This window comes from Aquibacillus saliphilus, assembly GCF_020404745.1.
Classification (GTDB): Bacteria; Bacillota; Bacilli; order Bacillales; family Amphibacillaceae; genus Aquibacillus; species Aquibacillus saliphilus.
In genome coordinates this window covers 114,851-141,660 of record NZ_JAIZAP010000007.1, presented here as the reverse complement: position 1 = coordinate 141,660, position 26,810 = coordinate 114,851, and the positions used below count along the sequence as shown (strand labels likewise).

The following is a 26,810-nucleotide window of genomic DNA, read 5'->3' as shown; positions in this document are numbered from 1 at the left end:
TATTTGAAGTATTTCTGGGAGGCTAATGATGCTTCATTCTATGATACCATACGGGAATCGATGCTTAATATTAAAATCCGTTAACAATTTTATTAACTCTATCTAAATGATGATTCAATCATTTAAAAGGCTTGTTTAGAAAGCGTTTACAGTTTCTTGCAAGCCTTTTTGTTATGACTAGCTTTATGCTAAGTATGTTTTAGGGACACTTGTATCTTAAAATTGATTTTTATAATTAAAGTAGACCATTATGTTTGACGTGCGATTATATAATTGATTAAACGATTTTCTTGAGGTATCAACGATTATCTTATACCCATTGTTAAAAACAACCAGCGTTTTCTTGTCTTGTTCAGAATAGTGTTTAATGTGGATAAATGAAATATATGCACATTCTTTTTCTTTTATTGCACAAGTTGGCATCAAATAGATATTTTGCTCTGGACTTACTGGTACTGGAATCTTTTTGCTTGTTTCTAGTATTTTTCCTGCTGCCATTCTTCTCCCATCTAAAGATGCACCAGATCTGATGCAGCTATCATTTAAAATTTGATTTAGGCTTCTCGTTGTGTAAATTTGTTTACCCGGTTCTACAATTAGTGTTCGATAATTTTCAACAGACTTTGGTTCAATTGTCATTGTATCGTTCGAAATATGATACTGTTTTGTAAATATTTGTTCCATTCTCTTTCCTCCTGGTGTCTTTTTTAGTGTTAAAATATTATGTTACAAGAAATATAATACTATATAACTAAGAAATTGGTTATAATTTGTAAATTAAATGGTGTTTTTGTTGTATAAATATGTCAATTTTTTAAAAGTTACTAAAAATAGATTCAAACTGTGCGTCTGTTTTGCTATGATATAATTTTGGTTACTAGAAAAATTTTACATTTACATCAAAAAGAAGAGAGATCCAGTAAAACTGGATCCCTCAGTCTGTCAAGAAGATTAATTGTTTCCATTTCCTTCTTCGTCACCCATAGTATCTTCGTTGGTAATATCATCACCCATGTTTTCATCTGTCAGGCCATTGTCTTCACCTTGACCTCCGTTTGTACCCTCTTCGCCTTGTCCACCATTCGTACCTTCTTCACCTTGATTTCCATTTGTACCTTCATCTTCTAAATTTTGATCTGTTTCTCCATTCCCGCCATCTTCTCCACCGTTTTCAGGATCGACCGCATCGTCCATTTCTTCTTCAATTTCGTCGGCTGGCGCCTCTTCATCTGTTGGTGGGGTTTCTTCTTCTTCGTTACCAGCACATGCTGTTGCTAGTGAAAGTGCAAACAATGGGGTACCAATCTTTAATAACCATTTTTTATCCATTGGGTTTTTCCTCCTTGTAACTTTAGTCTATATTAGCTTTCCCAATTCCCGAGAAAATTTCCGAATACCTGCTTAATGATTTCTTCCAAGGTAAGATATCCAGTTTCACCTCGTTAAAACTGACCGGTTTTATCGAGTTGAGATATAAAACGGTCGCGATTAGATTTCTTCAGAATGGACAAAAATATACATGTGGGTAAGGAATATCTTGTGATTAACCAAGACTTTTTAATGATTTTTATTTTTGACATAAAGATATAGAATGCGCCACAGTTGCGACCAAACCTCGCCAAGTATTCCACTTTGTAAGGCGGATGAGAAGAGTGGTGCGTGCTATTGGCAACAATCTCCTAGCAGAAGCCAGGCGACTGCTATAAAGGCGAATAAATGCATGTTTGGGGCGAATCTTTGCTCTTTTGGGGCGAATAAATGGGTATTTGGGGCGAATAGTTTAGTATTAGGGTTGAATTCACACATTTTTCAGGCGAATCAACGAGAGGAGGCTCACTGATCTCCAGCAAAAAGCGTAATTTTCCCCAAAGTGGTAGAAATCGTTATATTTTGTCGCAATTTCTATCAACTGCGGATCCTTATAAGCCATAATACTTTTGAAATTAGCCTTTACCAAAAATAAAAAACAATCCTTGATATGGATTGTTTTTATCTTTGGTTATTATTTTATCGCAAACATTATTTCTGCTTCACAAGCTAATTCTCCGTCAACAGTTGCTGTCGCTTTCCCTTTGCCGATTGGGCCTTTGAGACGGACGATTTCAACTTCTAGTTTTAATTGATCACCTGGTTTTACTTGGCGCTTGAAACGACACTTATCGATGCCGGCAAGAAATCCAATTTTCCCTTTGTTTTCTTCTTTGTTTAAAATCGCAACTGCACCTACCTGTGCTAGCGCCTCTACGATTAAAACTCCAGGCATTACTGGATAATCCGGAAAATGCCCTTGGAAAAATGGTTCGTTAATTGTGACGTTTTTCTTACCCACCACCCGTTTATCATCCTCAATTTCTGTAATTTCATCGACGAGTAAAAAAGGGTAACGATGTGGAATTGTTTCTTTGATTTTTTGAATATCAAACAATGTACACCTCTCCTTTCTGATAAAGTTTTATCTAGTTTGAAAACAGTAAAAAGTTAATCGTCTATAAACAGGGATGCTTTATTACCCGGGTACGATTAACTTCTTTTGATTGTTAGATTATCCTTCACCAATTACAATATCCAATATATGCTGCCAAGTATCAAAATTAAGTACCTCTGTAGGATTGCCATCGCCTAAAATGCCATAACCGACCACAAGACCAATAATTAGCGCTACAAATGAAAGGACCAAAACCAAAATCACTTTTAACCAGATTGGTAAAATACGTCGGATAGGCCGTTTGTTCATTTTTTTCTCTTCACGACGTTTTTTTCTTTGATCTTTATCTCCATTGTTAGACTGCTTGTTTTGTTGTTTCCCTAATTTTTTTTCTTGTTTCTGAAGTTGCTTTTGCTCTTTACGTTTAACGGAATCTTGCTTGGCTTCAGATTTTTTCGATTCGGTGGTTGGCATGGTTCGATTGACTCCTTACTTAATAATTCCTAAAGTGATGTTCAACAGACCAAATAATTGTTATTTGGTCCTCACGTATCAATAAGATACTTTAGACATTAAATTGTGCTTGTTCGTCAACTTTTGAACTCTATTTAAAGATGTTACCGTAATTGATTAACTAATCCCATCATTTGATCATTCATAGAAATGGTTCTAGCGTTAAATTGATATGCACGTTGTGTCAGCGTAAGTTCGGACATTTGTTTAGCGAGATCGACATTTGATGCTTCTAATGACTTGCTTTTCACTTCAACGTCATTCTGTGCAATTTGCGTTAGTATCTCGTTAATATCAAACTGTTGTCCCTCTGTATTAGCAAGTCTGAAGTTATTGTTGCCAACTGCTTCTAACATACGGGGGCGAACTGCCTCAACAATTGCTAATTGCCCCACGTCTTGGGTTACCCCATTTCTAGTGGTTTGAACTATTCCGTTGCCTGATATTTGGATTGATTCAAAATCATCAGCAAAAATAATTGGTCCGTTGTCTCCAACAACTGGGTGCCCCTGTTTGTTGGTAAGCATGACTGTTCCATCATTTAAAGGATTGACATAAAACGTCCCGGAACGAGTTAATTGTGTTTCCGTATTTCCATTTTCAGTAACATCTACTTGAAAAAGGTGATTATCTTTTAATAAAGCAAGGTCAAGCTCTCGGCCTGTTTCGGTAATTTGTCCTTGCGCAAAATTAAGATTAGTTTGTCCTAGTTTCGCTCCATTACCAACCCTGATTCCGTCTGGTGTTAACCGCTCGTTTTGCTCCGGTGGGCGTGATATGTTATCTAGCTGTTGAAATAATAGTGACGAGAATTCAGCTTGACGACTCTTATACCCTGTTGTATTCGAATTCGCCATATTGTTTCCAATCGTATCTAATTTATTTTGCAGCTGCCCCATTGTGACCGCAGCCTGAATTGCCATTCTACTCATAACAAACCCTCCCTACCGTAGTCGTGCGATTTCATTAACAGCCTTATCCATGCTTTGGTCGTAAGCCTTTAAGACATTTTGATTCATCTCAAATGAACGATATGCTTGCATCATATCTGTCATCGTTTGATTGGCATCGACATTCGAGGTTTCAAGAAATTTCTGTTGGATAGTAAAAGTCGTTGCTGGATTCTGACGCGCATCGACTAACTCTTGTCCATCTTCTGCTAGTCGAAACAAATCCTGACCTTCTTTCACCAACTCATTGGCATTTGAACTATATGCGACAGCAAGTGGTATATTTTCGCCATCTAGTTGGATGGTTCCCTCTGCTGTTACATTGAACTGCATTCCATCTGTTGCAATTCTATCTCCTGCTTGGTCTAGTATGTAGTGACCATGGTTAGAAACCAAAAATCCCTGTCCATCGACAGTAAAATTCCCATTCCTAGTGTAACGTTGTTCACCGTCTTGATTTGTGACGGTAAAGAATATATTTCCGTTTTCATCAGGCATCTGACCATTAACAAGAGCCATGTCGGTGGTAATCCCTGTTTCTTTCAGTCCACCTTGAGCAAAATCAGGAGTAATTTCTTCTACGTATACGCCAGAATTAATTGATCCAATCCGAGACTGCATGGGAATGTTTAGATTCGTTGACGTTGGAAGTCGCTTTGATTCCATTCGCTCGATTAACAGCTCTGGAAATGCACGCAATGACGCTTGATCTTGTTTATAACCTGGGGTCGTCGCATTCGTTATATTATTGGATAACGTTTCTTGACGACGTTGCTGTGCAATCATTCCAGCTGCCGCAGTATAATAACCTCTTAACATAGATACTCCCCTCTCCTAAGCTCTAAGTGTGTATGACTGATTCCTACAAATTTTGCAAATAATTTCTGCTAAACACTAATTTTAGTTAACTTAGTTTCTTTTTTTCAATGCGATCAATGTTCTCTAACATAATGCCAGTACCCTTAGCAACACAGTCCATCGGATCCTCCGCTAAAAAGACAGGCACTTTTAATTCATCTGCTAATAGTTGGTCTAATCCGTGTAACATTGCCCCTCCACCGGTTAAAATCACTCCACGGTCGATAATATCTGCAGATAATTCTGGTGGCGTTTGTTCTAACACAACTTTGGCTGCTTGGATAATTAGCGCTACTGATTCCCTGAGCGCCTCTTCTATTTCGCCTGAATGAAGTGTGATTGTGCGTGGTAATCCACTAACCATATCACGTCCGCGAATATCAATTTCTTCATTACGAGAACCTTTAAAAGCAGTTGCTATATTTATTTTAATATCTTCTGATGTACGTTCACCAATAAGAAGTTTATATTTTCTTTTCACATAATTAAGTATTTCAGCATCAAATTTATCACCAGCCATTTTTATGGACTGGGCAGTAACAATATCTCCCATGGAGAGCACTGCTACGTCAGTAGTTCCACCACCGATATCAACAATCATATTGCCGCTAGGTTGGAAAATATCCATGCCTGCGCCAATCGCCGCTACCTTTGGTTCTTCTTCTAAGTATATTCTTTTACCGCCTGATTTCTCAGCCGCTTCTCTTATTGCTTTTTGTTCCACTTTTGTAATATTTGTCGGGCAACAAATTAGCATGCGGGGCTTGGAAAGAAATCCTCGAACATTAATTTTATTTATAAAGTAGCGTAACATTGCTTCAGTCACATCAAAATCAGCAATTACTCCGTCTTTTAACGGGCGAATTGCTTCGATATTCCCTGGTGTTCGTCCGACCATTCGTCTGGCATCTTCACCAACTTCAAGTACCTTGCCTGTCATACGATCCATGGCAACAACCGAGGGCTCATTTAGTACAATTCCTTTGCCTTTTACGTGTATTAATACATTAGCTGTTCCAAGATCTATCCCAATATCCCTAGCAAACATGAGTTTTGAATCCTCCCTGCCTAATTTAGCTACTATGTATCCGTCAAGAGGACACAATGCCTCTAACTATATATAATATCACAAATTGTAAATTTTAGTAGTTTAAAATTAAAAACGTACAATTTGTAATTCACAGCTAAAAGATGGATAGATTAATGCAGACAAACTGCATATCCAGATCGTCTGCATTAGCTACTATAAATGCATATATCAATAGGGAGGATCTTACCCTTTAACCTACTGGTTCGCTTGGAGGTCGTTCTAGTTCTGTACTGAGCTTGTATTTCATTTTTGTTGCTTCACCACCACGCAAATGACGGATTGCCTTATGATGATCGAGGATATTTTTTACTTCAGTAGCTAGTTCGGGGTTTATTTCTGGCAATCTTTCTGTTAAATCCTTGTGGACCGTGCTTTTGGAAACGCCAAATTCCTTTGCAATAACGCGGACAGTTTTCTTTGTTTCCACAAGATGCTTTCCGATCCTGATCGTTCTCTCTTTGATGTAGTCATGCACACCACTCGCCTCCCTGAGTTGGATGTCCAAGGTGTAAAATGAGACAAAAAAACTTTATGATTGTGGGCGCTTTAGCTAATGGTATATGTACTAATGAAGTGTGGTACCGCTGCTGTGTTCTATTCGATGATTAATTACACTCTCACTCACCTTAGACCTTTCTTGATTGCTTGGTTTGTAACATTTTATTAACATAACTGAATGAATATGAATAAAATTATTTTAATCTGACAAGTTTGTAACATTGACAAGCCTGATGACCTAGCTCTTTTTAGCTATATACGAGTAAACGATGCTACAATTTCCTTGATTATGACTAACAGGCTTGAAAGGATATACGAATAAAAAAAGCCCCACCAGTGATTTGGCGAGACTTGAGACGGATTATATATATCGTTTTTTTAGTTTATGTAAACCAAAGTTCTATTTTTCCATAGCAATAATCGGTAACTTAGCAAAGAAAAAATCGCTTCTTTGTTCAATAAATTCATTGCACGACTCTAACAATAGATTTTCACTACCCGTAGCTAAGCCCAGGTAATATTTTCTGAACGGTGTTGTTGGTATCGTTGTTAAAATATCCGTTGCTGCTTTTAAATTACCTTTTGCAATTTCAATATGAGCCATCTCACTGGGATCATTTGTCTGTAATTTACCAATTTTCCCAAAATGAGCACAGACAAACGGGTAATTTTTTTCAATAATACTCGTTGTTAACTGAGGCATATTAAACTTTTCAGTAATTTTCAGCGCTTCATTCAAATGGTATGCAGACGATGCAAAATCATCATAAATATATGTTAGACCAAGATTGATATGTACCTTTGCCTTTCTTTCAATACTAATTGTATTGTTAATTGCCTTGTAAGCATGCTTTCTTGCTAGAATTAACTGATTCCTTTTCCAGAAATAAGTAAACAAGACAGCGTTTAGTCTTGTTTCATAGAGTGAGGATAGTACTGGGCACTCTATTTCGTAAATTAATTCTTTTATCTCATCAAGGTAATAACCAAGACTGTCATACTGATATGCCATGTAGTCTATATTCACTTTTATAAAATGCAATAGGCATTTAAGCTCTGGTATAGTTGTATCTATTTTATATGATTGTTCTTTTAATTGATGTAAGGAAAGAATGCTCTCCTTCGAAGCTAGCATGAGCTGATAGACTTCTGCCCATTCTCGGTCAACTTTACTTACACTTTTACTATTCTTTAAAATTAATTGTTCTAGGTCGTCATAAAAACCATTCATATAGAGAAATTCCATCCCTGTCCGGCGAACAGACTCTATTTCAGATTGCAAACAAAAGACCCGACATTGTTCTATCATTGTTCTCTCATCCAAGGTCTTATTTAGGGTAATAAAATGATTTAAGCTTAGATACTCTCGGTAATCATCTGATAGGTTCTGTAATGCACTTGAATTACCTGTATTTCCACTCATGAGCTCACTCCTATGATCATTTATTCAGAAATGGTAAGTGCTATTCAAACCTACCTATGGATTTATCTAGCAACTCGCTCTTTAGATAGCAAAATTGTTAACCTATTGTGGATATTTGATTGGTTGTCATAAAACTACTACTTTTCAGACTATTTATTCATTATTTCACACTATTTTTTTAATTCAATAGATATAATCTACTATTCACAAAGTTTTTTTATTTAACATTTGGAAGTAACTTGAAATGATAGTTATAACTGTATAGTTAAATAGAGCTGCTTATTTTCAAATCATATCGATCATTGCATTATCCGTTACATGCCTCCTTGGACTCGTCAACGATCTGAATTGATTCGGGTGGAAGTTAACACGTAGGTTATAAAAAATGTAGGTATAAGGGAAAATCCCTTCTACCTACATTCATTACTTAATGCATCCCTTGTTGCGGGGATTTCGTATAAGCCTGCAGCATAATGTTCATATCTTGCTCTTTTAGTTGTGGAACTTGATAATACCCTTTTTTGTTTTGATATAAGAATAGCTCATAGCTCATTTCAATTAGGTTCGGTACACTATCGCCAAGGACACGACGTAAGACTGGATTGTTCATCTCAGCTGCCGCCATGGTAAAAGTAGAGCAGGCTGCTTTTGTTTGACCTAACATGAATGAAGAATAACATTCATCGGTAAACTCGCTGACAGACTGTTTTGGTTTTTTCGGCTGACCAGCTTTCACCCCATAAGTAACCTCGTTGCTTTGCTGCATGTTATATTGCTGTGTTGGCACCGTTGGATCTTGACCAGTACTGAAACTTTCCACGACTGTGTTATACAGTTGCGTCATAAATGAAGATTGGCGTTGTAGAATATCCTTTAATTCCTGATCCTGAATCTGTTGATCGTACAGTTGATAGTGCTCCAACACACCGATTAAGCAACCAATTAATTCATGTGAGTCAAGAATCTCGTGAGCACCATGATTATGATTAATTGCTCCGCTAGCCATATTTTGTGGCATTTGCGTACCACTTTGCATTTGATTCTGATTTTGATTTTGATTTTGATTAGGCAAAATGAAGACCTCCTACTTTTTTAGATTCAATTATATACTTTCCTCGGAGGTGCCATTTATGTACAAAAATTTTCCCTTCTTTTCCGTATTATGATTTAAGATTTTCGGCAAAGAAATCTTACATATAGTGATGAGGGTGGTCGTTTGAGGTTCACTCAAGTAAAAAATACGAAAGCACATAGAAAAGAAGAGGATGTCTCAAAAAAGTCTAGCTTTTGGTGACACCCCTCAGAAAAAGAAAAAATAACCTTAGGTTCTCACCCAAGGTTATTTTTCTTCTATTTATGCGTTTGCCATTGCTGCTGAAGATTCTGTGTTTTCACCGCTAGTGCCTTCTTCAGCATCTCCTTCGGTTCCATCTTCTTCCTCAACTGCATCTGTTTCGCTTTCATCCATTTCTTGTTCTGTGTTGTCCTCGCTCTTATTTGGAGCTTCTACCTGACTTACCGGTTGGTTAAAATAGTTTTCTGGATTAACCGGCTCATCTTGTTTACGAACTTCGAAATGAACGTGCGTTCCACTTGCTTGACCAAATAGATTTTGTCCAGCTGAACCAATCACATCACCTTGCTTTACTTCGGCATCAACTTCGACTAGTACTTCTTCTAGGCTCGCGTAGTATGTTGTAATATCATTTTGGTGTTCCATTTTAATGACATTACCTAAAAGTGGATCTTCCTTCACTTCTATTACTGTACCACTTAATGCGGCCGTTACATCGAAAGCTTCGCCATCCGCAGACGCAACATCTACACCTTTACTCTGATAGTATTTATTGTTGTATAGAACAAGTGCTTGTAATTGATCCTCACTATCTGCGTTATAGTCGTAGAACTTCGTTACAATTTCTGACTGACTTTCTTCCGATACAGGCATCTTCAAAACTTCTTGTTGTTCCATTACTGCTTCAGAGTCTTCATCAAACCCAACTGGATTGTTACCCGTGATAAAATCACTGTCTAGTTCAGTCTCTGACTCTTCGGTTGCCTCAGGTACTTGATTATCTAAATTTTGATACCATAAGACCCCTGTTAATAGTAATGCCGCGATGGTAAGATATACTGCTGGAAAAAACCACTTCTTGCCCAAGATACGTCTCCAACCTTTTTTTGGAACGTTCTCATTTTCCTCTTTCATTGATCATCACCTCAGCAATCATTCTGATCAGAAACAGGAAGATATATACATGAAACACAAAATTTTTTTAGATTTATTTTTCGACAAAGTTTAAAAATTATACATTTTTTCATTAAAAACTTAAATTTGCACTAATTTAGTAGTGCGGATTACTGCTTTACATGTTGATTTGACGTGGTTTTTGATCGTTTACTGAGAAGTTATGAGCATTCGAAATTTGTTATGCATGTTTACTTAGGCTTATCAGCGCTAAACAGGGAATTATGCGCATTCGGAGCTTCATTATAAGTTTTTCCGGAGAGTTATAAGCATTCGAGGCTTTGTTATTCTCATTCACCAATAAAGAAGGGAGGGGCTTTCATTTTCTAAATAAATATAAAGCAGAGAGGTATTTAGCCTCTCTACTTCACTATTTCTTTGCTGCTAGCTTTGGTGCAGTTGTGGTCACTTCATCTACTTCCGCTCCTTGGTAGTAGTAGGTAATAATTTCTTTATAATTTTTTCCTTCTTTAGCCATTCCGTTAGCACCGTATTGACTCATACCTACTCCGTGGCCGAAGCCTTTTGTTGTAAATATCAAGTGATTATTTTTGTATTCTATTTCAAAATCGCTAGAGCGAAGTTCCAAGTCCTCTCTTACATCTCTACCTGTAAAGGTTTTACCCCCTAAAGCTATTTCTGCAACGCGGTTACTTTCTGTTCGTTTTATTTGAAAATCAGTGGACACATCAATTTGAACTCCTAGCGCTTGCTCCACCTGATCAATTGTTAGTACCTTTTGATCTAAATATTTTGGGGACTCTTTATCCCAAGGGCTTTCAACGCTTCTTAAATAAGGTAATTCATTCGCCCAGTATTTCTCTGAGTCCTCTGTGTACCCATTACTTGTTGAAAAAAAGGCAGGAGTTATTGGAACACCTTGATACGTTACGACTTCACCGATTGTTTCAGATACCGCTTTTTTAATTTTATTTAGTTTCCAGTTATAGTCCGTGCCCCACTGCGAACGCAAGTCACCATCATTTTTATATACTTGATGTTGTACCGTATCTGATACATCCGATCCTTCTGGTAAGTTATTTTCTTGTTTATACATCAAGTAATTGACGATATAAGTTCGTGCAGCCAGCGCTTGTGCTTTCAATGCTTCCAGTTCGAAATCAGCTGGCATTTCAGAAGCAACTACTCTAGTGACATATTCCTCGAGTGGAACTGTTTCTATTTTTTCCGACTTTGTTCGGAATACGTTCACCGAAAAAGGAGAATCACTTGCCTCTAGTACTACCGGATTATTTTCTTCCACTACTGTCGTGTTGACTGATTTTGATTGATCTGTGTCTGCTTGGATGAACGGGATAACAATAACTGTTGGGATTACTAGTATGATTGATACTAAACTTACAACTACTATGATACTTGGTATCTTCCATTCATATTTGCCATATCTAGTTGGGCGTTTTCTTTTTTTCCATCTTTTCATAGGTGGCCTCCTTCTCTAGCTCATCTATTACTTAAATTTATACAGTTAGATAAACTATTAGAACTAGAATTTAAAAGAGAATATATTTTTGAAAAGAATGAACGATTAAACACTAGTAAATGAACAAAAACTTTCTTTACATTACTCCTGGTGCTATCTTTAATGTCTTATTTTCAGTTGATAGTTTCGCCTGTACTCCTAACGGAATTGCTATATGAGGCAAACAGTGCCCAATATGAAACCCTTTTATTACTGGTTTATTCAAGTTTGCAAAATAATCATCCAATACTTGCTCTAATGTTAATGTTGGTTTTTTATGTTTTTGGATTGGGACTTTAAAGTTACCAATAACAATACCGACCGCATCAGCTAACTTACCCGCAAGTCGTAATTGATTAAGCATAGCGTCAATCCGGTATGGTTCTTCATCGACATCTTCGATTAATAGTAACTTACCTAATGTATCAATCTCGAAAGGTGTTTTTAAGCTACTTGTAAGCAAAGTTAAATTGCCCCCGACGATAACTCCGTTTGCTGTCCCTTCAGCCAACACATCTAACTTTGATATCTTTTCTGAGTAGATTATTTGATTTGGTGTAAATAATTGGAGGAACATTTGCTTTGATAGTCCATCAAATTCTTTTCCTGCGATATCTGAACTGAGCATCGGTCCGTGGAATGTTACTAATTCTGAATGTTTGTTTATGGCTGTGTGCAAGAAGGTGATATCACTATAACCCCAAAAAACTTTCGGATTGTTTGCAATAAGCGAATAGTCTAAGCCATCAGCTAATCTGGCAGTCCCATACCCTCCACAAGCGCAAATAATGCCCTTTATAGACTTATCAGCAAACATCGTGTGCAATTCAGCAATTCGAGCTTGGTCTGTGCCTGCGAGGTATCCATGGACAGCTGAGATATGGTTGCCAATTTTAACTTGTAATCCTAAAGATTTCAGAAATGCGATTCCAATTTGTAATTTCTCAAGGTCAGGAGGACTTGCTGGGGCAATTATTCCAATCGTGTCCCCTTGTTTAATCCTGCTTGGCAGTATGATAGCCTCACCTCATTCACTTTTAAAATTAAGGTACATATACGGCAATAACACAAATAAACGCACTTCTTCATCTATATGATGTCAGGTCAATAAATATTCGAGAAAATAGGAATATGGCCCGAACTATGCAAAGGAGTTTGTAATAAATTGATAAGTGGGATTATGGGGTTACTTGTGGGTTCGATAAGTTTAGAAAAAATATTATTTTCACATACCGATATTTTTTCAATTTAGATATTAAATGAACATGTATCTGCTTCACAAGTTGTTTTAAAATCTTCGTAGTTGACAGAAAAAGCGACGTAACTTCACTTTCTTCCACTTTAATTGAATCGAGTTTCCCTGTGTGAGAATAAATCCAGGGTGAGTGCGCATTCAGGGTCACGGAGTGAGAATAAATCCGGGGTGAGCGCGCATTCCGGGTCACGGAGTGAGAATAATTCCGAGGTGAGTGCGCATTCCGGGTCACGGAGTGAGAATAAATCCAGGGTGAGTGCGCATTCTGGGAAGCTGAGTGAGAATAAATCCGGGGTGAGCGCGCATTCCGGGACGCGGAGTGAGAATAAATCCGGGGTGAGCGCGCATTCCGGGACGCGGAGTGAGAATAAATCCAGGGTGAGTGCGCATTCCGGATCACGGAGTGAGAATAAATCCGGGGTGAGTGCGCATTCTGCAGCGCCGATTTACCACTCTTCTGATGCAGTTTTTGTGACAAAAACAAAAATCTTTTAGGAAAGAGCCTTATTTTAAGATAAACAAAACAAAGACTGCCTTAACCCGGCAGTCTCTGTGTTAGTTGTTGTTTATCAAATTATTAGGATACAGAACTATGTTGATGTTCAGCGGAATCGACAATGACTTCTTCTTCATCATTAACACGTTCAATATCTGCACCTATTTGTGCGAACTTCTCAGTTAAATCTACATAGCCGCGATCTAAATGCTTCAGTTCAGTTACACGCGTATATCCCTCTGCAGTTAATCCAGCCAAAATAAGTGCCGCCCCTGCTCTTAAGTCAGTTGCTGCGACTTCGGCTCCTTGCAGTGTTACAGGGCCTTCTACGATGACACTGCGACCTTCAATCTTGAGCTTTGCATTCATACGACGAAATTCTTCTACGTGCATGAAGCGATTTTCAAAGACAGTTTCTGTAATCACACTTGTTCCATGAGCATTCAACATCAACGCCATCATTTGCGATTGCATATCAGTTGGAAAGCCTGGGTGTGGTAATGTTTTAAGATCTGTTGATTTTAATCTTTTAGGGCCAATAACTCTAAGGCCATCTGCTTCTTCTTGTATCGTAACACCCATTTCTTCCATCTTCGAAACTAAAGAACGTAAATGCTCAAGTTCTGCACCTCTAACTAAAACGTTACCACCTGTAATTGCAGCTGCAACCATAAATGTTCCTGCCTCAATGCGGTCTGGGATAATTGTGTGTTCTGCACCGTGAAGGGTTTCAACCCCTTCAATTTTAATTATTTCAGTACCAGCACCAACAATTTTGGCACCCATTTTATTTAGGAAATTTGCTAAATCTACAATTTCTGGCTCTTTGGCACAGTTTTCTAGTATTGTTTTACCTTCTGCTAATGCAGCTGCCATAATGATATTTTCAGTGGCACCTACACTTGGAACGTCTAAATAAATTTTTGCGCCTTGCAAACGACCATTAGCATGAACTTCAACAAATCCGTTGCCAACATGCACCTTTGCTCCCATCGCTTCAAAGCCTTTCAGGTGAAGATCAATGGGACGGGATCCAATTGCACATCCCCCAGGCATCGCAACCTTAGCATGACCATATCTTGCTAGTAATGGACCTAACACAAGAACGGATGCACGCATTTTTCTTACGTATTCAAATGGCGCTTCGGTTTTAAGTGGTTGTGTTGCATCAACGGTTATTTTATTGTTATCAAAACTTATATCTGCGTTCATGTGACTTAGAACTTCTTTAATGGTAAAAACATCAGCAAGGGCTGGAACTTCATGAATAACGCTTTTTCCTTCACTTGCAATGATACTTGCTGCGATGACAGGCAATACGGCATTCTTTGCGCCTTCTACTTTGACTGAGCCATTTAACTGCCTTCCACCACGGACGATGATTTTCTCCAAGGTTCATTCTCCTCTGCGTCCAATTTCACTATTATTAATATTCAGTAGTAATGATAGGTGTTCCTATTGTAACGATTGTTTTCCCGCCCAATCCTACGCGAGCGGCTAATTGTACATTCATTGGTTTGTCCGAGATGGATAAGAAATAATCCCAATGATCTGTATATCCAGATAGGACTGCTAAATTTTCTTCTTCTATATAATCTAGTGTTTGAACATTTAACTTTTCACTTACTCTTTCAAACAAATAATCACTACTCATAATACCATTTGTTTGTACTGATACACAAGAGAATATTGTAGATTTCCCTGTAAATACATTATTTAAAAATCTTTCCATTTTTTTTGAATAGTAGATTTCAACTTGCTCGTCCCAGATGGACCCGCTAAGCATATAAATAATCTCTGCATCGTGATTGGTATTAGACGGAACGATTACCTCAAAACGTTCGTGAATGTCGCCATTTTTATGGAGGTCTATCGAAAACTTTGTTACTTGTTCCGTCTTTTCTACTTTAAATTTTGATTTCGGATAAATCTTTTCTATCTTTCTCTTAATCTCTAACACTCTATCTCTACCCATTTTTTCTTTGGTTATAACTTCCCACGTTTGCAAACTAAGATTATCTTGATCTAATAGATTTACCATGTCATCAATTTCCCTTAGTGGAGACGCTGTTGACGCATTTGTATTTGGGATAAAAAATAGTATTAGTAAAGTGATCGTGAATAAAACGAGAATAACCTTTGAATTCATAAAAAACTCCCCTTTAATTACTTATTAGTGATAAGTATGGTCAGGAGAGTTCATATACATACAATTTAGTTATCAACAATCTATGACAAGAAATCAAAGATTAGAAAAGTAGATTTAGTTGTTGAGACCACTGCAAGAAGTCTAGGAAAAATCTACTTACTGATGTACCGATTGTAATTGTTAAAAATATCAGTAAGATTCGCGCTTCAAATACACGCTCTTTCTTTAGCAATGGATCGATTTTAACAGCTTGTAGTACTTGCCATGTAATAATAATAAAGATAATATGTGAAATCATACTAATCAATGCTGTTTGACCTAATGTTTGCATTAGCATCCTATAACACCTACTTCCACTTAGTTTAGCCAATTAAACTTTGCCACGTACGTAAGCATTTGTCAATTGATGCATCTATTTGGTAAATTTTTTAGTTTTATAAACAAATCAACGAGTAGTTACCAACATTAACCGACAAAAACTGATATTTCCCGGGAAATTCCTACAAAATACGATATAACTGATGTAATTAAAATGTTTACTTTTTAAAGATTGAGACCGCGGTTACTCGTGCCACCGAAATTATTTGTTGATTGTGACGCGCCAAGTATTCCAGTTACTGGACAAGTTGCCAGTTACTACTATAAAGGCGAATAAGTGGCGGTTTGGGGCGAATCTTTACTCTTTTGAGGCGAATAAATGCGTATTTGGGGCGAATAATTTAGTATTAGGGTAGAATTCACACATTTTTGAGGCGAATCAATGTGAGGAGGCTTACGGATTTCCTGAAAAAAGTGTAATTTTTCCCAAACTTGTATAAAATCGGTATATTTTGTTTCGTTTTCATATCAACTGCGATAATTTAAAAGCAAACATGTAGGAAAAGAGCCAAAGAAAAAGACTTCAAACCTGGACTTTCCAACGTTTGAAGTCTTTTACATTATTTTACAATTAACTATCTTTTTTCTTCAATCACTTCTAGACGATTTATTGCACGTCTAAGTGAATACTCAGCCCGTCTGAAATCAATATCATCTTGTTTGGCTTGAAGACGTCGTTCTGCACGTTCTTTTGCCTTACGCGCACGCTCTACGTTAATATCTGAAGGCTTTTCAGCAGATTGAGCGAGAATGGTAACTTTATCAGGTCTAACCTCAAGAAATCCACCACTCACAGCTATTCTTTCTGTATGATTATTACCTTTCAAACGCACTGCACTAATTGTTAACGGTGCAACGAGCGGAATGTGTCCTGGCAAAATACCAAGCTCACCATTCTCAGCCTTACAACTTACCATTTCAAATGTATCTTCCAAAACAGGGCCATCAGGAGTGACAACACTCACAGTTAGTGTTTTCAATGCAACCCCTCCTTGGGCTTGGAATGAAGGATGTTTTAAGAAACATCACATCTATTGCTTAGGCACTATGGGATATCAATCCAGTGTTTAGGTCTTAATTGGTTCGTTTAGTTAGTTCAGCTGGGCGAGCCCATTACGCTTACTTAGATTAGCTTCATGGGCTAGATGCTCGCGTCATAAGCAATTCACCTACAAGTCCTAAGAACGTGGACTTGTAGGTGCCTTGCTTATGCGTGTCGCATCTTGGCGAGCCCATTACGCTTACTTAGGTTAGCTGCGCGGGCTAGTCGCTCGCGTCATAAGCAGTTCACCTCCAGTGACCAATTGCAGGTCACTTGCGGCGCTCTGCTTATGCGTTTCGCGCCTGACCAAGCCCGCTCCGCTTACTTATATTTATGCCATTTGTTTTGCTTTTTCTACTACTTCTTCGATGCGTCCTACTAGACGGAATGCGTCTTCTGGAAGATCATCGTATTTACCATCAAGAATTTCTTTGAAACCATTAACGGTTTCTTGTACTGGAACATACGAACCTTTTTGGCCTGTAAATTGTTCAGCTACGTGGAAGTTCTGAGATAAGAAGAATTGAATACGACGCGCACGAGATACAGTTAATTTATCTTCATCAGATAACTCATCCATACCAAGGATTGCGATAATATCTTGTAATTCTTTATACTTTTGTAATGTACGTTGAACTTCACGCGCTACGTTGTAGTGGTCTTCACCAACTACTTCAGGGTCAAGAGCACGCGATGTTGATGCTAGTGGATCCACGGCAGGATAGATACCTTGCTCTGAAAGTTTACGGTCCAAGTTTGTTGTTGCATCTAAGTGCGCAAACGTAGTTGCTGGCGCTGGGTCTGTATAGTCATCGGCAGGTACGTAAATCGCCTGGATCGATGTAACAGAACCTTTTTCCGTAGATGTAATACGCTCTTGTAATTGTCCCATTTCAGTAGCAAGTGTTGGTTGGTAACCAACGGCAGATGGCATACGGCCTAGTAGTGCTGATACCTCTGAACCTGCTTGTGTGAAACGGAAAATGTTATCGATAAATAATAGAACGTCTTGTCCTTGGTCATCACGGAAGTACTCCGCCATTGTAAGACCAGTTAGTGCAACACGCATACGGGCTCCTGGTGGTTCGTTCATTTGACCGAATACCATCGCTGTTTTTTCGATAACGCCAGAATCTTTCATTTCATAGTAAAGGTCATTACCTTCACGAGTACGCTCACCTACACCAGCGAATACCGAAATACCACCGTGTTCTTGAGCAATGTTATTGATAAGCTCCTGGATAAGTACTGTTTTACCAACACCTGCACCACCGAATAGACCAATCTTACCACCTTTAATATAAGGTGCGAGTAAGTCTACTACTTTGATACCTGTTTCTAAAATTTCAGTTTCTGTAGATAAACTTTCAAATTTTGGAGACAGGCGGTGGATTGGATCACGACGAACGTCGCTTGCTAATTTATCATCTAAGTCAATTTCTTTACCTAGTACATTAAAGATCCGACCTAATGTAACATCACCTACAGGAACCGTGATTGGAGAACCAGTATCTACTACTTCTGCACCACGCTGTATACCTTCAGTTGATGACATCGAGATTGTACGGACACTATCGCCACCAAGGTGTAAAGCAACTTCTAACGTAAGGGTAGTGCCTTCTTCATTCTGTAATTGGACTTGCAATGCGTTATAAATTTCGGGTAGCTGTCCATCTTCGAACTTTACGTCGACTACAGGTCCCATGACTTGCGTAACGCGTCCTTTGCTCATCGATTTCCCTCCTAACTTTCTTTCATCAATCATACTTACCAATAATAGTCTAGCTCCAGCGCCTACCCCTCGAGGTCTTAAGTCAATCCTCTTTGTGGCAAATAACGCCACATAGAGGCTCGTCTTAAGCTAGTCGGGGTAAACAGGCGCTTACGCTTTCTTTGATTATTCTTGGGCTGCTGCTCCCCCAACAATTTCGGTAATTTCTTGAGTAATTGCAGCTTGTCGTGCTCTGTTATATTGCAATGACAGATCGTCAATTAGATCATTTGCATTATCTGTTGCACTTTGCATTGCCGTCATACGTGAAGCATGCTCACTTGCTTTACTATCGAGTAGAGCACCGTAAATCAAGCTTTCAGCGTATTGTGGTAATAAAACATTTAAGATTTCTTCTTGATTTGGCTCGTACTCATAGGAGCTAACTGCCATACTACTACCTTCACTCAAGTTAGTAAGTGGTAATAGCTTTTTAGAAGATACTTCTTGTGAGATGGCACTAATATAGTGATTGTAGAATATGATTAATTCATCAATTTCCTCATCCGTATATAACTGGACAGTCTCGGAAGTAAGATCTTTAATGTCTGTAAAATCTGGTTGATCAGATAGTCCAATAATTTCGTTGGAAATTGGAATGTCACGCTTTTTGAAGAAGTCACGTCCGACACGGCCAACGACAATTACTGTATATTCATCTTGAGATGTATGACGTTCCTGAATTGTTCGGTAAACAGCCCTAAGTACATTACTATTGTAAGGACCTGCTAAGCCTTTATCAGATGTAATAACGAAATATGCTGTCTTTTTCACATCCCTTTGCTGTAGCATTGGGTGTTCAGCATCCTCGCCACTACCGGCAATCCCCGTCACAACCTCTTGTATTTTTTCACTGTAAGGAACAAACGCTTTTGCATTATTTTCTGCTTTGTTTAGCTTAGAGCCAGAAACCATCTGCATTGCTTTGGTGATTTGTTTTGTTTTTTTCGTTGAGCTTATCCTTGTTTGGATACCTCTTAAAGATGCCACTTATGTTTCACCGCCCTTTCTTAAAAAGGTTTACGTAGCAGTTGTTTAAAAAGTGAAGTTAAAACCAAAATTGATTTCACCCGATACTTTTTATTCAAATTTATATTTTGTCTAGGAAATTATAAAATGGACTGCTGTGGATAATTAATTCCAAAGCTTTGCCACGTCCAGCTCCGGCGCCTACCACCTCGAGGTCTTAAGAAAATCCTCTCTGTGGCAGAGAACGCCACGCCGATGCTTTTCTTAAGCTTGTCGGTGGTGAGCAAGGCGCCTGCGCTTTTGTTCTTATTCTGAGATAACAAATGTTTTCTTGAATTCTTCAACTGCACCGTTCATGTCTTCTTTTTCACCAAGGTTACCAGTCTCACGGATTGATTTAAGTAGATCAGATCTATTTCCATCTAACCAAGCATGAAATTCCGTTTCAAAACGAGTAATATCCTCTAGTGGTACTTCATCTAAGTAGCCATTAACTAGTGCATAAATAATCATTACTTGCTTTTCAACAACAAGTGGCTTATGCAAGCCTTGTTTTAATACTTCTACTGTACGTGCACCACGGTTTAGTTTCGCTTGAGTAGCTTTATCAAGGTCAGATCCAAATTGTGCGAATGATTCTAGTTCACGGAACGAAGCTAGGTCTAGACGTAGCGTTCCGGCTACTTTTTTCATCGCTTTAATTTGGGCTGAACCACCAACACGTGATACCGATAGACCTGGGTTAATCGCAGGACGTACACCTGAGAAGAACAAGTCAGATTGCAAGAAGATTTGTCCATCTGTAATCGAAATTACGTTTGTTGGAATGTAAGCTGAAATATCACCAGCTTGTGTTTCAACGAATGGAAGGGCTGTTAGCGATCCTCCACCCTTATCATCACTTAACTTAGCTGCACGCTCTAATAAACGAGAGTGTAAGTAGAATACGTCACCTGGGAATGCTTCACGGCCTGGAGGACGTTTTAATAGTAGAGATAACTCACGGTAAGCATTCGCTTGTTTCGAAAGGTCATCATATACTACTAGTACGTGTTTTCCGTTATACATGAACTCTTCACCCATTGAAACCCCAGCATATGGCGCTAGGTACTGAAGTGGTGCAGGTTCAGATGCACCAGCATTTACAACGATTGTGTAATCAAGGGCACCGTGTTTACGAAGTGTTTCCACTGTTCCACGTACTGTTGAATCTTTTTGACCAATCGCAACATAAACACAAATCATATCTTGGTCTTGTTGGTTGATGATTGCGTCAATTGCAACAGTTGTTTTACCTGTTTGACGATCACCAATAATTAGCTCACGCTGACCACGGCCAATTGGTACCAATGCATCAATTGCCTTGATCCCTGTTTGAACTGGTTCATGTACTGATTTACGATCCATAACACCGGGTGCTGGCGATTCAATTGGTCGTGTTCTCGTTGTTTCAACGGGACCTTTTCCATCAACTGGTTGGCCAAGCGAGTTAACAACACGTCCTAGAAGTTCCTCACCTACTGGCACTTCCATGATACGTCCAGTACGACGAACTTCGTCACCTTCTTTAATTTCTGTGTATGGCCCTAAAATAACAATACCGACATTACTTTCTTCCAAGTTTTGTGCCATACCCATGACACCGTTTGAGAATTCAACGAGCTCACCAGACATAACATCGTCTAGTCCATGAGCACGTGCGATACCGTCACCAATTTCGATAACTGTACCAACATTATTGACTTCAATGTCAGACTCGTAATTTTCAATTTGCTGCTTAATCAGCGCACTGATCTCTTCAGCTTTAATGCTCATGCCATTTCACCCCTATCATTTGTTAATTAGCAGATACTATATTGCGTTCGAGTCGCTCTAATTTACCTTTGATTGTTCCATCGTAAATCGTGTTACCAATCTTAAGTCTTACTCCTCCAAGAATGGTTGGATCAACGAAGTTCACCATATTCAAAGATTTTAAATTGAGCTTTTTCGAAAATACATTCGATAACTGATCCATTTCTTGATCTGACAGTTCACGTATCGAATATACTTTTGCTTCTGCAATTCCCTTCGCATCGTGTACTAATGTAATAAAATGATCAACAACAGATGAGACAGCCTCTTCATTATTACGTTCAACAAGCACTTTAAGTGTGTTGATTACTTCTGAAGAAAAACCTTTAAAAGCTTCATCGATAAGCTGCTTCTTTTTATCACTTCTTACTTTTGGATGCTTCAAGAATGCAAGAAGATCTTTGTTATTTTGAAAAACTTCTTTAACAGTTAGAAGTTCAGGTTCTAGAAAATCTAATTTGTTTTTTTCGTTTGCTAGTTGAAACAGAGCCTCGGCATAACGTTTTGATACAGTTGCTTTACTCATCGTTCTTCTCCTAGCTCTTTAATGTATTCACTAATCAACTTCTCTTGATCCTGTGCATTAATTTCTTTCTCAATTACTTTAGTTGCAATTTGAACAGATAAAGTAGCAACCTGATCTTGAAGTGCTTTGATTGCATTTTCTTTTTCTTTTTCGATATCTTCTTTTGCTGACTTTTTAATGCTTTCTGCTGCAACACGTGCCGCTTCAATAATCTGTTGTTCTTGCTTTTGGCCAGCAAGTCTTGCATCCTCGATAATTGATTGAGCTTCTTGGCGAGTTTGCTTCAATTCTGCTGAAGCTTCACGCGACGCCTTTTCAGCATCTGTACGATTTTTTTCAGCAATATCTATTTCATTTGAAATGTGGTTTTCACGTTCTTCCATTTTATTCATTAATGGTCCCCATGCGTATTTCTTTAAAAGGGCCAATAGAATTAAAAAGGATACTAGTTGCACAAGCATGTTTCCTACTTGTAGTCCACCAACATCTGCACCTATGACAAGAAAGCTTGCATATGACTGCACAGTCTTCACTCCTTTCAGGCTATCGGTATCGCTTTTTACAGGTTATTTCATATACTAAGTATTAAAATAAAGTAAAACACAAGGAATGGCGAAGATTGTCTTAGACGAACTTCGCCACTTTATTTATTAGAAAAACTGGGCTTCTCGCCAGTGATGACGAAAGCCTACGTTTTTCTTATACTATCAACAGCACTGATAGTATATAAAGTTAAATTACATAACCATAAATGCAATTACTACGGCGAAAATAGGAATCGCCTCTACTAGTGCTACACCAATAAACATTGTTGTTTGAAGTGGTCCGCGAAGTTCTGGTTGACGCGCGATACCCTCAACTGTACGACTTACAATCATTCCGTTACCTAAACCAGCACCAAGTGCCGCTAATCCTACTGCTATTGCAGCTGCTAAAGCTCCCATTATAAATTTCCTCCTTTAAAATATATACCCTATAAATTTTGTTTACTAATTATTAATGGTCTGAACTCACTTTGTGAGACATGTAAACCATTGTTAACATAGTGAAAATAAATGCTTGGATTGCTCCAATAAACAAACTAAATCCTTGCCATGCAATCATAGGGATTATTGCACCTACGATACTGATTGCACCAAAAGAAAATGCCAGTTTGGCGATCAATGAGAGAAGTATCTCACCGGCAAAAATGTTACCAAACAGACGTAAACCGAGTGTTAAGGTATTTGCAATCTCCTCAACTACTTTTAGCGGGAATAAAAATGGCACAGGTTCGACAAATGTTTTTCCATATGCCTTGACACCTCTAATTTTAATTCCATAAAAATGTGTTAAAACGATAACCATAGTCGATAATGTTAATGTAAGACCAGCATCAGATGTTGGCGATTTCCACCATAACTCATGATCATATACCCCCATGGTTATAACACCTAAGATGTTACTGACAAAGATATATGCCATCAAGGTAAGACCTAGTGGTAAAAATACTTTACCAGTTCGCCAATCCATCGTGTCCCCAATAATGCCTTTAACGAAATCTACAATCCATTCCATAAAGTTTTGGAAACCAGTCGGCTTCATTTGAAGTTTACGACTTGCTAAAACACAAATTATAAAGACTATGATCGATGAAATAATAGTCATGGCGACTGTCGACAAGTTAAAGTCAAGCCATGAAATACCCCATAAATCGTGGTACAACGGTGATTCATGATCCAATTGCTTCACCTCTCTTCCCTGTGCTAGTCTCTAGATTTAAATAGTGCAAAATCTATCATAATGACAAAGTAATGTGCCACTAATCCAATAATTACTGCCATCAGGTGGAATTGTTCCTCAAAACGGAGGGCAATCAATACAGCTAGTGCAGCAGTAGCTAATCGGGTGAATGTTCCTATTCCACCCCTATAAGAGCGATTACCTGCGACTGCCTGTCCAAATTGGTTGATTTTCCTTTGCATTAGCCATAAGTTATAAAAGCTTAATACAGCTCCTAGGAGGAGGCCGAGGAAAATACGAGGGTACGGAGTTAATCCGGCTCCAAGTACGATGGCGGCGAGAAGATAGAACATCCATTTACGCTGACGGGTTATCATGTTATCATACTGCATTTTTATTCGTCTCCCGTGTATTTTCGAACTAAATGAATGGTTCCATATGTACCAGATCCCATACCTAATAAAAGCATGAGCACTAAAAATAGTGGTTTTGTAGAAAATTGGTCATCAAGCCATGTTCCTATTAATATCCCTACGAGTGGTCCACCGACAAGTTGTGACAAAATTCCACTTGTCAAAGCCATACCTCGAAACGGGTTATCTTTATTTTGGCTCAAGTACAACCTCCCCTATCACAGTTTGGTTTGTTTCGCAGTGATATTTATCACAGTGAAACCCTTATCATTCCACACTAAATTAGCATACAATAGGGGTGCTACAATGTCAATTGGTTTGGCGGTAAAACTACCAATGGAAAATATTATCAAAAAACCATCTATTTATAAGATTTCCCTTACCAATTTCTTATCATGCTCTGCCTTTCATTATAAGCGAAATCAACCTGTGAATATATCAACAATTCTGTGAACTTTTCTAAAAACAGAACTCACTTTTTTGCACCCTACGATCACTTCTTTAGCTATTCTGGAAAATCAATCACTAATTCCGTTTGATAATCAGATTTTTCGCCATCGATTGTTTCAATTGTAACGTTCGCCAAATAGTTACCTGATGAACCTGCATCTCTTTTTTCAATAGTCCCTTCAACGATTCCTTGTCCAACCTCCTCCAACTCAAGTAATGTCCGGTCAAATGCTAATGAATGTGGATTGTATAGATCAACTGTAAGTATTTTCACTTTTTCTGGTAAATAAATTCGGTACTGGTATTGATCATCAGAGAAGGTTTTCAGTGAAAATTCAATTCCCATCGCTTTTGGAAAATCTCCTTCTTTATTAAGGAACAAATATGGTAAACGATACGATGATGACTGTTGTTTTAACGTCAACCAACCTTGATGTAACCCTGTCTTTAGCTTAGAACTGTTAATAGAAACTTCTACAGGCACTGTTTTGGTCTCATTTTTTTTGACAGTAAATTTCTTCGGCAGATACCAACGAAGCCCACCTGTTTGTTTCGGAATCTGAAAAAAATAATCTTGATCCTGGTCAGATACATTCTCAATTTCTAGTTCGACAGTCTGTGTTTCTTTGTACTCTTCTATTTTACCGAACGAAAGCAGTGGGTTATGAATGATTGTATTCGTTTCGATTGCTTGTTGTGGTTGCATTCGCCCCATTCCTTGAACGATTGGATCGTACAGCTTCGTTCCTTTTGAAAGCGGTAGTGCCGAGGTTAGCAGCGCCCCCTTCAACTGTTCCGGTGACCAGTCTGGATGGGCCTGTTTGATTAGCGCGAGCCCTCCTGCTACATGGGGTGCCGCCATGCTCGTTCCTTGTAGCTCCATGTAGCCACCAGGTACGGTGCTGGTAATCGCTGCACCAGGGGCAACGATTTCAGGTTTTATTTGCCAATTGGCTGTAACCGGACCACGGGAGCTAAAATCAGCCATCTCATCCTCGGACTTTTGATAGTTTGTGTCAATCCACTTGTCCTTTTCAACGATATGTTTCTTTAACCATTCTCCTTCTTTTTTCGAAATAGTGGTTGCCGGAATTGTTACCTCCTCTTGTCCATCATCAACAGACCCTTGAAACAAACCATCTTCATTATTGTAAATAATCACCGCTTTTGCGCCAGCCTGCTCGGCCATTCTAACTTTTTGGGCAAATGGAATTTCTCCTCGTTTGAACAAAACTATTTTATCTCTTACGTTAGTCAGTTCTTGTTCACCTGCTCCACCATCGATGATTGGGTAATCTTTGGATAGGTCCCATACTGGTGCTCCCATTAATGGTGCCATCATAATTTTTTTATTTAAAAATGTATCATGAAGATATGGAACCTTGAGCGGAGGTGTCGATGCCCCGACTGAAATTGCTGTGGTGGAAGTAGCCGGTGATCCAACTGTCCAGTTATTCGGCCCTGCATTCCCATTAGCAATCACGAGCGATACACCAAACTCGACAGCGCGATTGACAGCAATGCTAGTCGGCCAGTCCGGACCATTGACTGAGTTACCGAGGGATAAGTTGATGATATCCATCTCATCCTTCACCGCTTTTTCAATCGCGGCAATCACCTGAATCGATGTCCCCCGCCCACCCGGACCTAGCGCTCTATATCCATACAACTCAGCTTCAGGTGCCACCCCTTTCATCTCGCCATTTGCGGCAATGATTCCAGATACATGTGTACCATGAAGTGTTGGCTCCCCCTGGTCACCTTGAGTTTCCATTGGATCGTCGTCTAAATCAACTACGTCATAGCCACCTTTATAATTCGCGATTAAGTCTGGATGCGTATGATCAATCCCAGTATCAACTACGCCAATTTTGACACCCTTACCTGTAAATTCATTTGACAAGATACTATCCTGATTTTGTTTTAAAAATGGAATGCTTTTATTAATCGATTGCGTTTGGTACGTGCGGACTTGATAGACATTTTCAACGAAATCAAGGTCTTCCATTTTCGCTAATTTAGCCGGCTTAGCTCTTAGTGCCAGCCCATTCAGCAATGTGTCATATACCTGGACGACCTCTATAAAAGGGTGGTAATCCTCAATATATTGCTTATGCATATATGGATCACCATCTACTTCAATAATAATCGACTGCAGGTCTTTATCCTGAGCTGTTATTGGTGCTGGTAGGAGGATCATTAATAGGGTAATTGTTAAAAGTGATATTTGCGGCAATTTCATGAGTAGAGTTCTCCCCCGTTTTTACCTGTTAGTATCTGTGACTTAGCCTAAATTCATG

General features: G+C 38.6%; 28 protein-coding genes. All 28 read right to left on the bottom strand.

The window, feature by feature from the left end; translation table 11 throughout:
• Window positions 1-216: 216 nt before the first annotated feature.
• Entirely contained in the window at window positions 217-684 is a 468-nt protein-coding gene (locus LD272_RS09270) for a competence protein ComK (protein WP_226036324.1), read from the bottom strand.
• A gap of 267 nt (window positions 685-951) precedes the next feature.
• Entirely contained in the window at window positions 952-1,329 is a 378-nt protein-coding gene (locus tag LD272_RS09265; RefSeq protein ID WP_226036323.1) for a hypothetical protein, read from the bottom strand.
• Between the two features lie 673 nt (window positions 1,330-2,002).
• On the bottom strand, window positions 2,003-2,425 hold the full coding sequence (fabZ, locus tag LD272_RS09260) for a 3-hydroxyacyl-ACP dehydratase FabZ (protein WP_226036322.1): 423 nt from the start codon (window positions 2,423-2,425) through the stop codon (window positions 2,003-2,005).
• A gap of 117 nt (window positions 2,426-2,542) precedes the next feature.
• Window positions 2,543-2,899, bottom strand: coding sequence for a DNA-directed RNA polymerase subunit beta (locus tag LD272_RS09255; RefSeq protein WP_226036321.1), 357 nt, complete (start codon window positions 2,897-2,899; stop codon window positions 2,543-2,545).
• Between the two features lie 143 nt (window positions 2,900-3,042).
• Window positions 3,043-3,870 carry a flagellar hook-basal body protein gene (locus tag LD272_RS09250; RefSeq protein ID WP_226036320.1) on the bottom strand — a complete coding sequence of 276 codons (828 nt, stop codon included), beginning with the start codon at window positions 3,868-3,870 and terminating at the stop codon, window positions 3,043-3,045.
• A gap of 12 nt (window positions 3,871-3,882) precedes the next feature.
• Entirely contained in the window at window positions 3,883-4,707 is an 825-nt protein-coding gene (locus tag LD272_RS09245; protein WP_226036319.1) for a flagellar hook-basal body protein, read from the bottom strand.
• An 85-nt stretch (window positions 4,708-4,792) separates the two neighbouring features.
• The gene (locus LD272_RS09240; RefSeq protein ID WP_226036318.1) at window positions 4,793-5,794 is read right to left on the bottom strand and encodes a rod shape-determining protein; all 1,002 of its coding nucleotides are present in this window, start codon (window positions 5,792-5,794) and stop codon (window positions 4,793-4,795) included.
• Between the two features lie 232 nt (window positions 5,795-6,026).
• Entirely contained in the window at window positions 6,027-6,311 is a 285-nt protein-coding gene (spoIIID, locus tag LD272_RS09235; RefSeq protein ID WP_369413957.1) for a sporulation transcriptional regulator SpoIIID, read from the bottom strand.
• A 423-nt stretch (window positions 6,312-6,734) separates the two neighbouring features.
• Window positions 6,735-7,757: an AimR family lysis-lysogeny pheromone receptor gene (locus LD272_RS09230; RefSeq protein WP_226036317.1), complete on the bottom strand. Its 1,023-nt coding sequence runs from the start codon at window positions 7,755-7,757 to the stop codon at window positions 6,735-6,737.
• A gap of 285 nt (window positions 7,758-8,042) precedes the next feature.
• Window positions 8,043-8,144 carry a hypothetical protein gene (locus LD272_RS21615; RefSeq protein WP_226036368.1) on the bottom strand — a complete coding sequence of 34 codons (102 nt, stop codon included), beginning with the start codon at window positions 8,142-8,144 and terminating at the stop codon, window positions 8,043-8,045.
• Between the two features lie 40 nt (window positions 8,145-8,184).
• Window positions 8,185-8,793 carry a spore coat protein gene (locus LD272_RS09220; RefSeq protein WP_226036367.1) on the bottom strand — a complete coding sequence of 203 codons (609 nt, stop codon included), beginning with the start codon at window positions 8,791-8,793 and terminating at the stop codon, window positions 8,185-8,187.
• Window positions 8,794-9,111: 318 nt separating this feature from the next.
• Complete coding sequence (gene spoIIQ / locus LD272_RS09215) at window positions 9,112-9,966, bottom strand: stage II sporulation protein SpoIIQ (RefSeq protein ID WP_226036316.1); 855 nt, start codon at window positions 9,964-9,966, stop codon at window positions 9,112-9,114.
• Between the two features lie 409 nt (window positions 9,967-10,375).
• Window positions 10,376-11,446, bottom strand: coding sequence for a stage II sporulation protein D (gene spoIID, locus LD272_RS09210; RefSeq protein WP_226036315.1), 1,071 nt, complete (start codon window positions 11,444-11,446; stop codon window positions 10,376-10,378).
• 136 nt (window positions 11,447-11,582) lie between these two features.
• On the bottom strand, window positions 11,583-12,503 hold the full coding sequence (locus tag LD272_RS09205; protein WP_226036366.1) for a S66 peptidase family protein: 921 nt from the start codon (window positions 12,501-12,503) through the stop codon (window positions 11,583-11,585).
• Window positions 12,504-13,317: 814 nt separating this feature from the next.
• The gene (murA, locus tag LD272_RS09200) at window positions 13,318-14,628 is read right to left on the bottom strand and encodes a UDP-N-acetylglucosamine 1-carboxyvinyltransferase (protein WP_226036314.1); all 1,311 of its coding nucleotides are present in this window, start codon (window positions 14,626-14,628) and stop codon (window positions 13,318-13,320) included.
• A 34-nt stretch (window positions 14,629-14,662) separates the two neighbouring features.
• Window positions 14,663-15,385: a YwmB family TATA-box binding protein gene (locus tag LD272_RS09195; RefSeq protein WP_226036313.1), complete on the bottom strand. Its 723-nt coding sequence runs from the start codon at window positions 15,383-15,385 to the stop codon at window positions 14,663-14,665.
• 100 nt (window positions 15,386-15,485) lie between these two features.
• Window positions 15,486-15,722 (bottom strand): DUF1146 family protein, encoded by a 237-nt coding sequence (locus tag LD272_RS09190; RefSeq protein WP_439647390.1) that lies wholly within the window; start codon window positions 15,720-15,722, stop codon window positions 15,486-15,488.
• 616 nt (window positions 15,723-16,338) lie between these two features.
• The gene (locus LD272_RS09185) at window positions 16,339-16,743 is read right to left on the bottom strand and encodes a F0F1 ATP synthase subunit epsilon (protein WP_226036312.1); all 405 of its coding nucleotides are present in this window, start codon (window positions 16,741-16,743) and stop codon (window positions 16,339-16,341) included.
• 393 nt (window positions 16,744-17,136) lie between these two features.
• Window positions 17,137-18,537 (bottom strand): F0F1 ATP synthase subunit beta, encoded by a 1,401-nt coding sequence (gene atpD, locus LD272_RS09180; protein WP_226036311.1) that lies wholly within the window; start codon window positions 18,535-18,537, stop codon window positions 17,137-17,139.
• A 165-nt stretch (window positions 18,538-18,702) separates the two neighbouring features.
• Window positions 18,703-19,566, bottom strand: coding sequence for an ATP synthase F1 subunit gamma (atpG, locus tag LD272_RS09175; protein WP_226036310.1), 864 nt, complete (start codon window positions 19,564-19,566; stop codon window positions 18,703-18,705).
• 285 nt (window positions 19,567-19,851) lie between these two features.
• The gene (gene atpA, locus LD272_RS09170) at window positions 19,852-21,360 is read right to left on the bottom strand and encodes a F0F1 ATP synthase subunit alpha (protein WP_226036309.1); all 1,509 of its coding nucleotides are present in this window, start codon (window positions 21,358-21,360) and stop codon (window positions 19,852-19,854) included.
• Window positions 21,361-21,382: 22 nt separating this feature from the next.
• Window positions 21,383-21,925, bottom strand: a complete 543-nt coding sequence (locus LD272_RS09165; RefSeq protein ID WP_226036308.1) for a F0F1 ATP synthase subunit delta — start codon at window positions 21,923-21,925, stop codon at window positions 21,383-21,385.
• Window positions 21,922-22,449 carry a F0F1 ATP synthase subunit B gene (atpF, locus tag LD272_RS09160; protein WP_226036307.1) on the bottom strand — a complete coding sequence of 176 codons (528 nt, stop codon included), beginning with the start codon at window positions 22,447-22,449 and terminating at the stop codon, window positions 21,922-21,924. The genes LD272_RS09165 and atpF overlap by 4 nt, the downstream gene beginning before the upstream one ends.
• Window positions 22,450-22,662: 213 nt before the next feature.
• Window positions 22,663-22,869, bottom strand: a complete 207-nt coding sequence (atpE, locus tag LD272_RS09155) for a F0F1 ATP synthase subunit C (protein WP_226036306.1) — start codon at window positions 22,867-22,869, stop codon at window positions 22,663-22,665.
• 52 nt (window positions 22,870-22,921) lie between these two features.
• Window positions 22,922-23,647 carry a F0F1 ATP synthase subunit A gene (gene atpB, locus LD272_RS09150; protein WP_226036305.1) on the bottom strand — a complete coding sequence of 242 codons (726 nt, stop codon included), beginning with the start codon at window positions 23,645-23,647 and terminating at the stop codon, window positions 22,922-22,924.
• A 23-nt stretch (window positions 23,648-23,670) separates the two neighbouring features.
• On the bottom strand, window positions 23,671-24,039 hold the full coding sequence (locus tag LD272_RS09145; protein WP_226036304.1) for an ATP synthase subunit I: 369 nt from the start codon (window positions 24,037-24,039) through the stop codon (window positions 23,671-23,673).
• Between the two features lie 2 nt (window positions 24,040-24,041).
• Window positions 24,042-24,263, bottom strand: a complete 222-nt coding sequence (locus tag LD272_RS09140; RefSeq protein WP_226036303.1) for an AtpZ/AtpI family protein — start codon at window positions 24,261-24,263, stop codon at window positions 24,042-24,044.
• Between the two features lie 302 nt (window positions 24,264-24,565).
• Window positions 24,566-26,752 (bottom strand): S8 family serine peptidase, encoded by a 2,187-nt coding sequence (locus tag LD272_RS21430; RefSeq protein WP_304511937.1) that lies wholly within the window; start codon window positions 26,750-26,752, stop codon window positions 24,566-24,568.
• Window positions 26,753-26,810: the final 58 nt, after the last annotated feature.

Bases quoted from the DNA above. Each gene is read 5' to 3' on its own strand.
- LD272_RS21430 (WP_304511937.1), bottom strand. From the start codon at position 26,752: ATGAAATTGCCGCAAATATCACTTTTAACAATTACCCTATTAATGATC.
- LD272_RS09145 (WP_226036304.1), bottom strand. From the start codon at position 24,039: ATGCAGTATGATAACATGATAACCCGTCAGCGTAAATGGATGTTCTAT.
- atpE (WP_226036306.1), bottom strand. From the start codon at position 22,869: ATGGGAGCTTTAGCAGCTGCAATAGCAGTAGGATTAGCGGCACTTGGT.
- atpD (WP_226036311.1), bottom strand. From the start codon at position 18,537: ATGAGCAAAGGACGCGTTACGCAAGTCATGGGACCTGTAGTCGACGTA.
- spoIIQ (WP_226036316.1), bottom strand. From the start codon at position 9,966: ATGAAAGAGGAAAATGAGAACGTTCCAAAAAAAGGTTGGAGACGTATC.
- LD272_RS09245 (WP_226036319.1), bottom strand. From the start codon at position 4,707: ATGTTAAGAGGTTATTATACTGCGGCAGCTGGAATGATTGCACAGCAA.
- spoIID (WP_226036315.1), bottom strand. From the start codon at position 11,446: ATGAAAAGATGGAAAAAAAGAAAACGCCCAACTAGATATGGCAAATAT.
- atpA (WP_226036309.1), bottom strand. From the start codon at position 21,360: ATGAGCATTAAAGCTGAAGAGATCAGTGCGCTGATTAAGCAGCAAATT.
- LD272_RS09195 (WP_226036313.1), bottom strand. From the start codon at position 15,385: ATGAATTCAAAGGTTATTCTCGTTTTATTCACGATCACTTTACTAATA.
- LD272_RS09265 (WP_226036323.1), bottom strand. From the start codon at position 1,329: ATGGATAAAAAATGGTTATTAAAGATTGGTACCCCATTGTTTGCACTT.
- LD272_RS09255 (WP_226036321.1), bottom strand. From the start codon at position 2,899: ATGCCAACCACCGAATCGAAAAAATCTGAAGCCAAGCAAGATTCCGTT.
- LD272_RS09270 (WP_226036324.1), bottom strand. From the start codon at position 684: ATGGAACAAATATTTACAAAACAGTATCATATTTCGAACGATACAATG.
- LD272_RS09190 (WP_439647390.1), bottom strand. From the start codon at position 15,722: ATGCTAATGCAAACATTAGGTCAAACAGCATTGATTAGTATGATTTCA.
- LD272_RS09230 (WP_226036317.1), bottom strand. From the start codon at position 7,757: ATGAGTGGAAATACAGGTAATTCAAGTGCATTACAGAACCTATCAGAT.
- LD272_RS09240 (WP_226036318.1), bottom strand. From the start codon at position 5,794: ATGTTTGCTAGGGATATTGGGATAGATCTTGGAACAGCTAATGTATTA.
- LD272_RS09220 (WP_226036367.1), bottom strand. From the start codon at position 8,793: ATGCAAAGTGGTACGCAAATGCCACAAAATATGGCTAGCGGAGCAATT.
- LD272_RS09250 (WP_226036320.1), bottom strand. From the start codon at position 3,870: ATGAGTAGAATGGCAATTCAGGCTGCGGTCACAATGGGGCAGCTGCAA.
- LD272_RS09165 (WP_226036308.1), bottom strand. From the start codon at position 21,925: ATGAGTAAAGCAACTGTATCAAAACGTTATGCCGAGGCTCTGTTTCAA.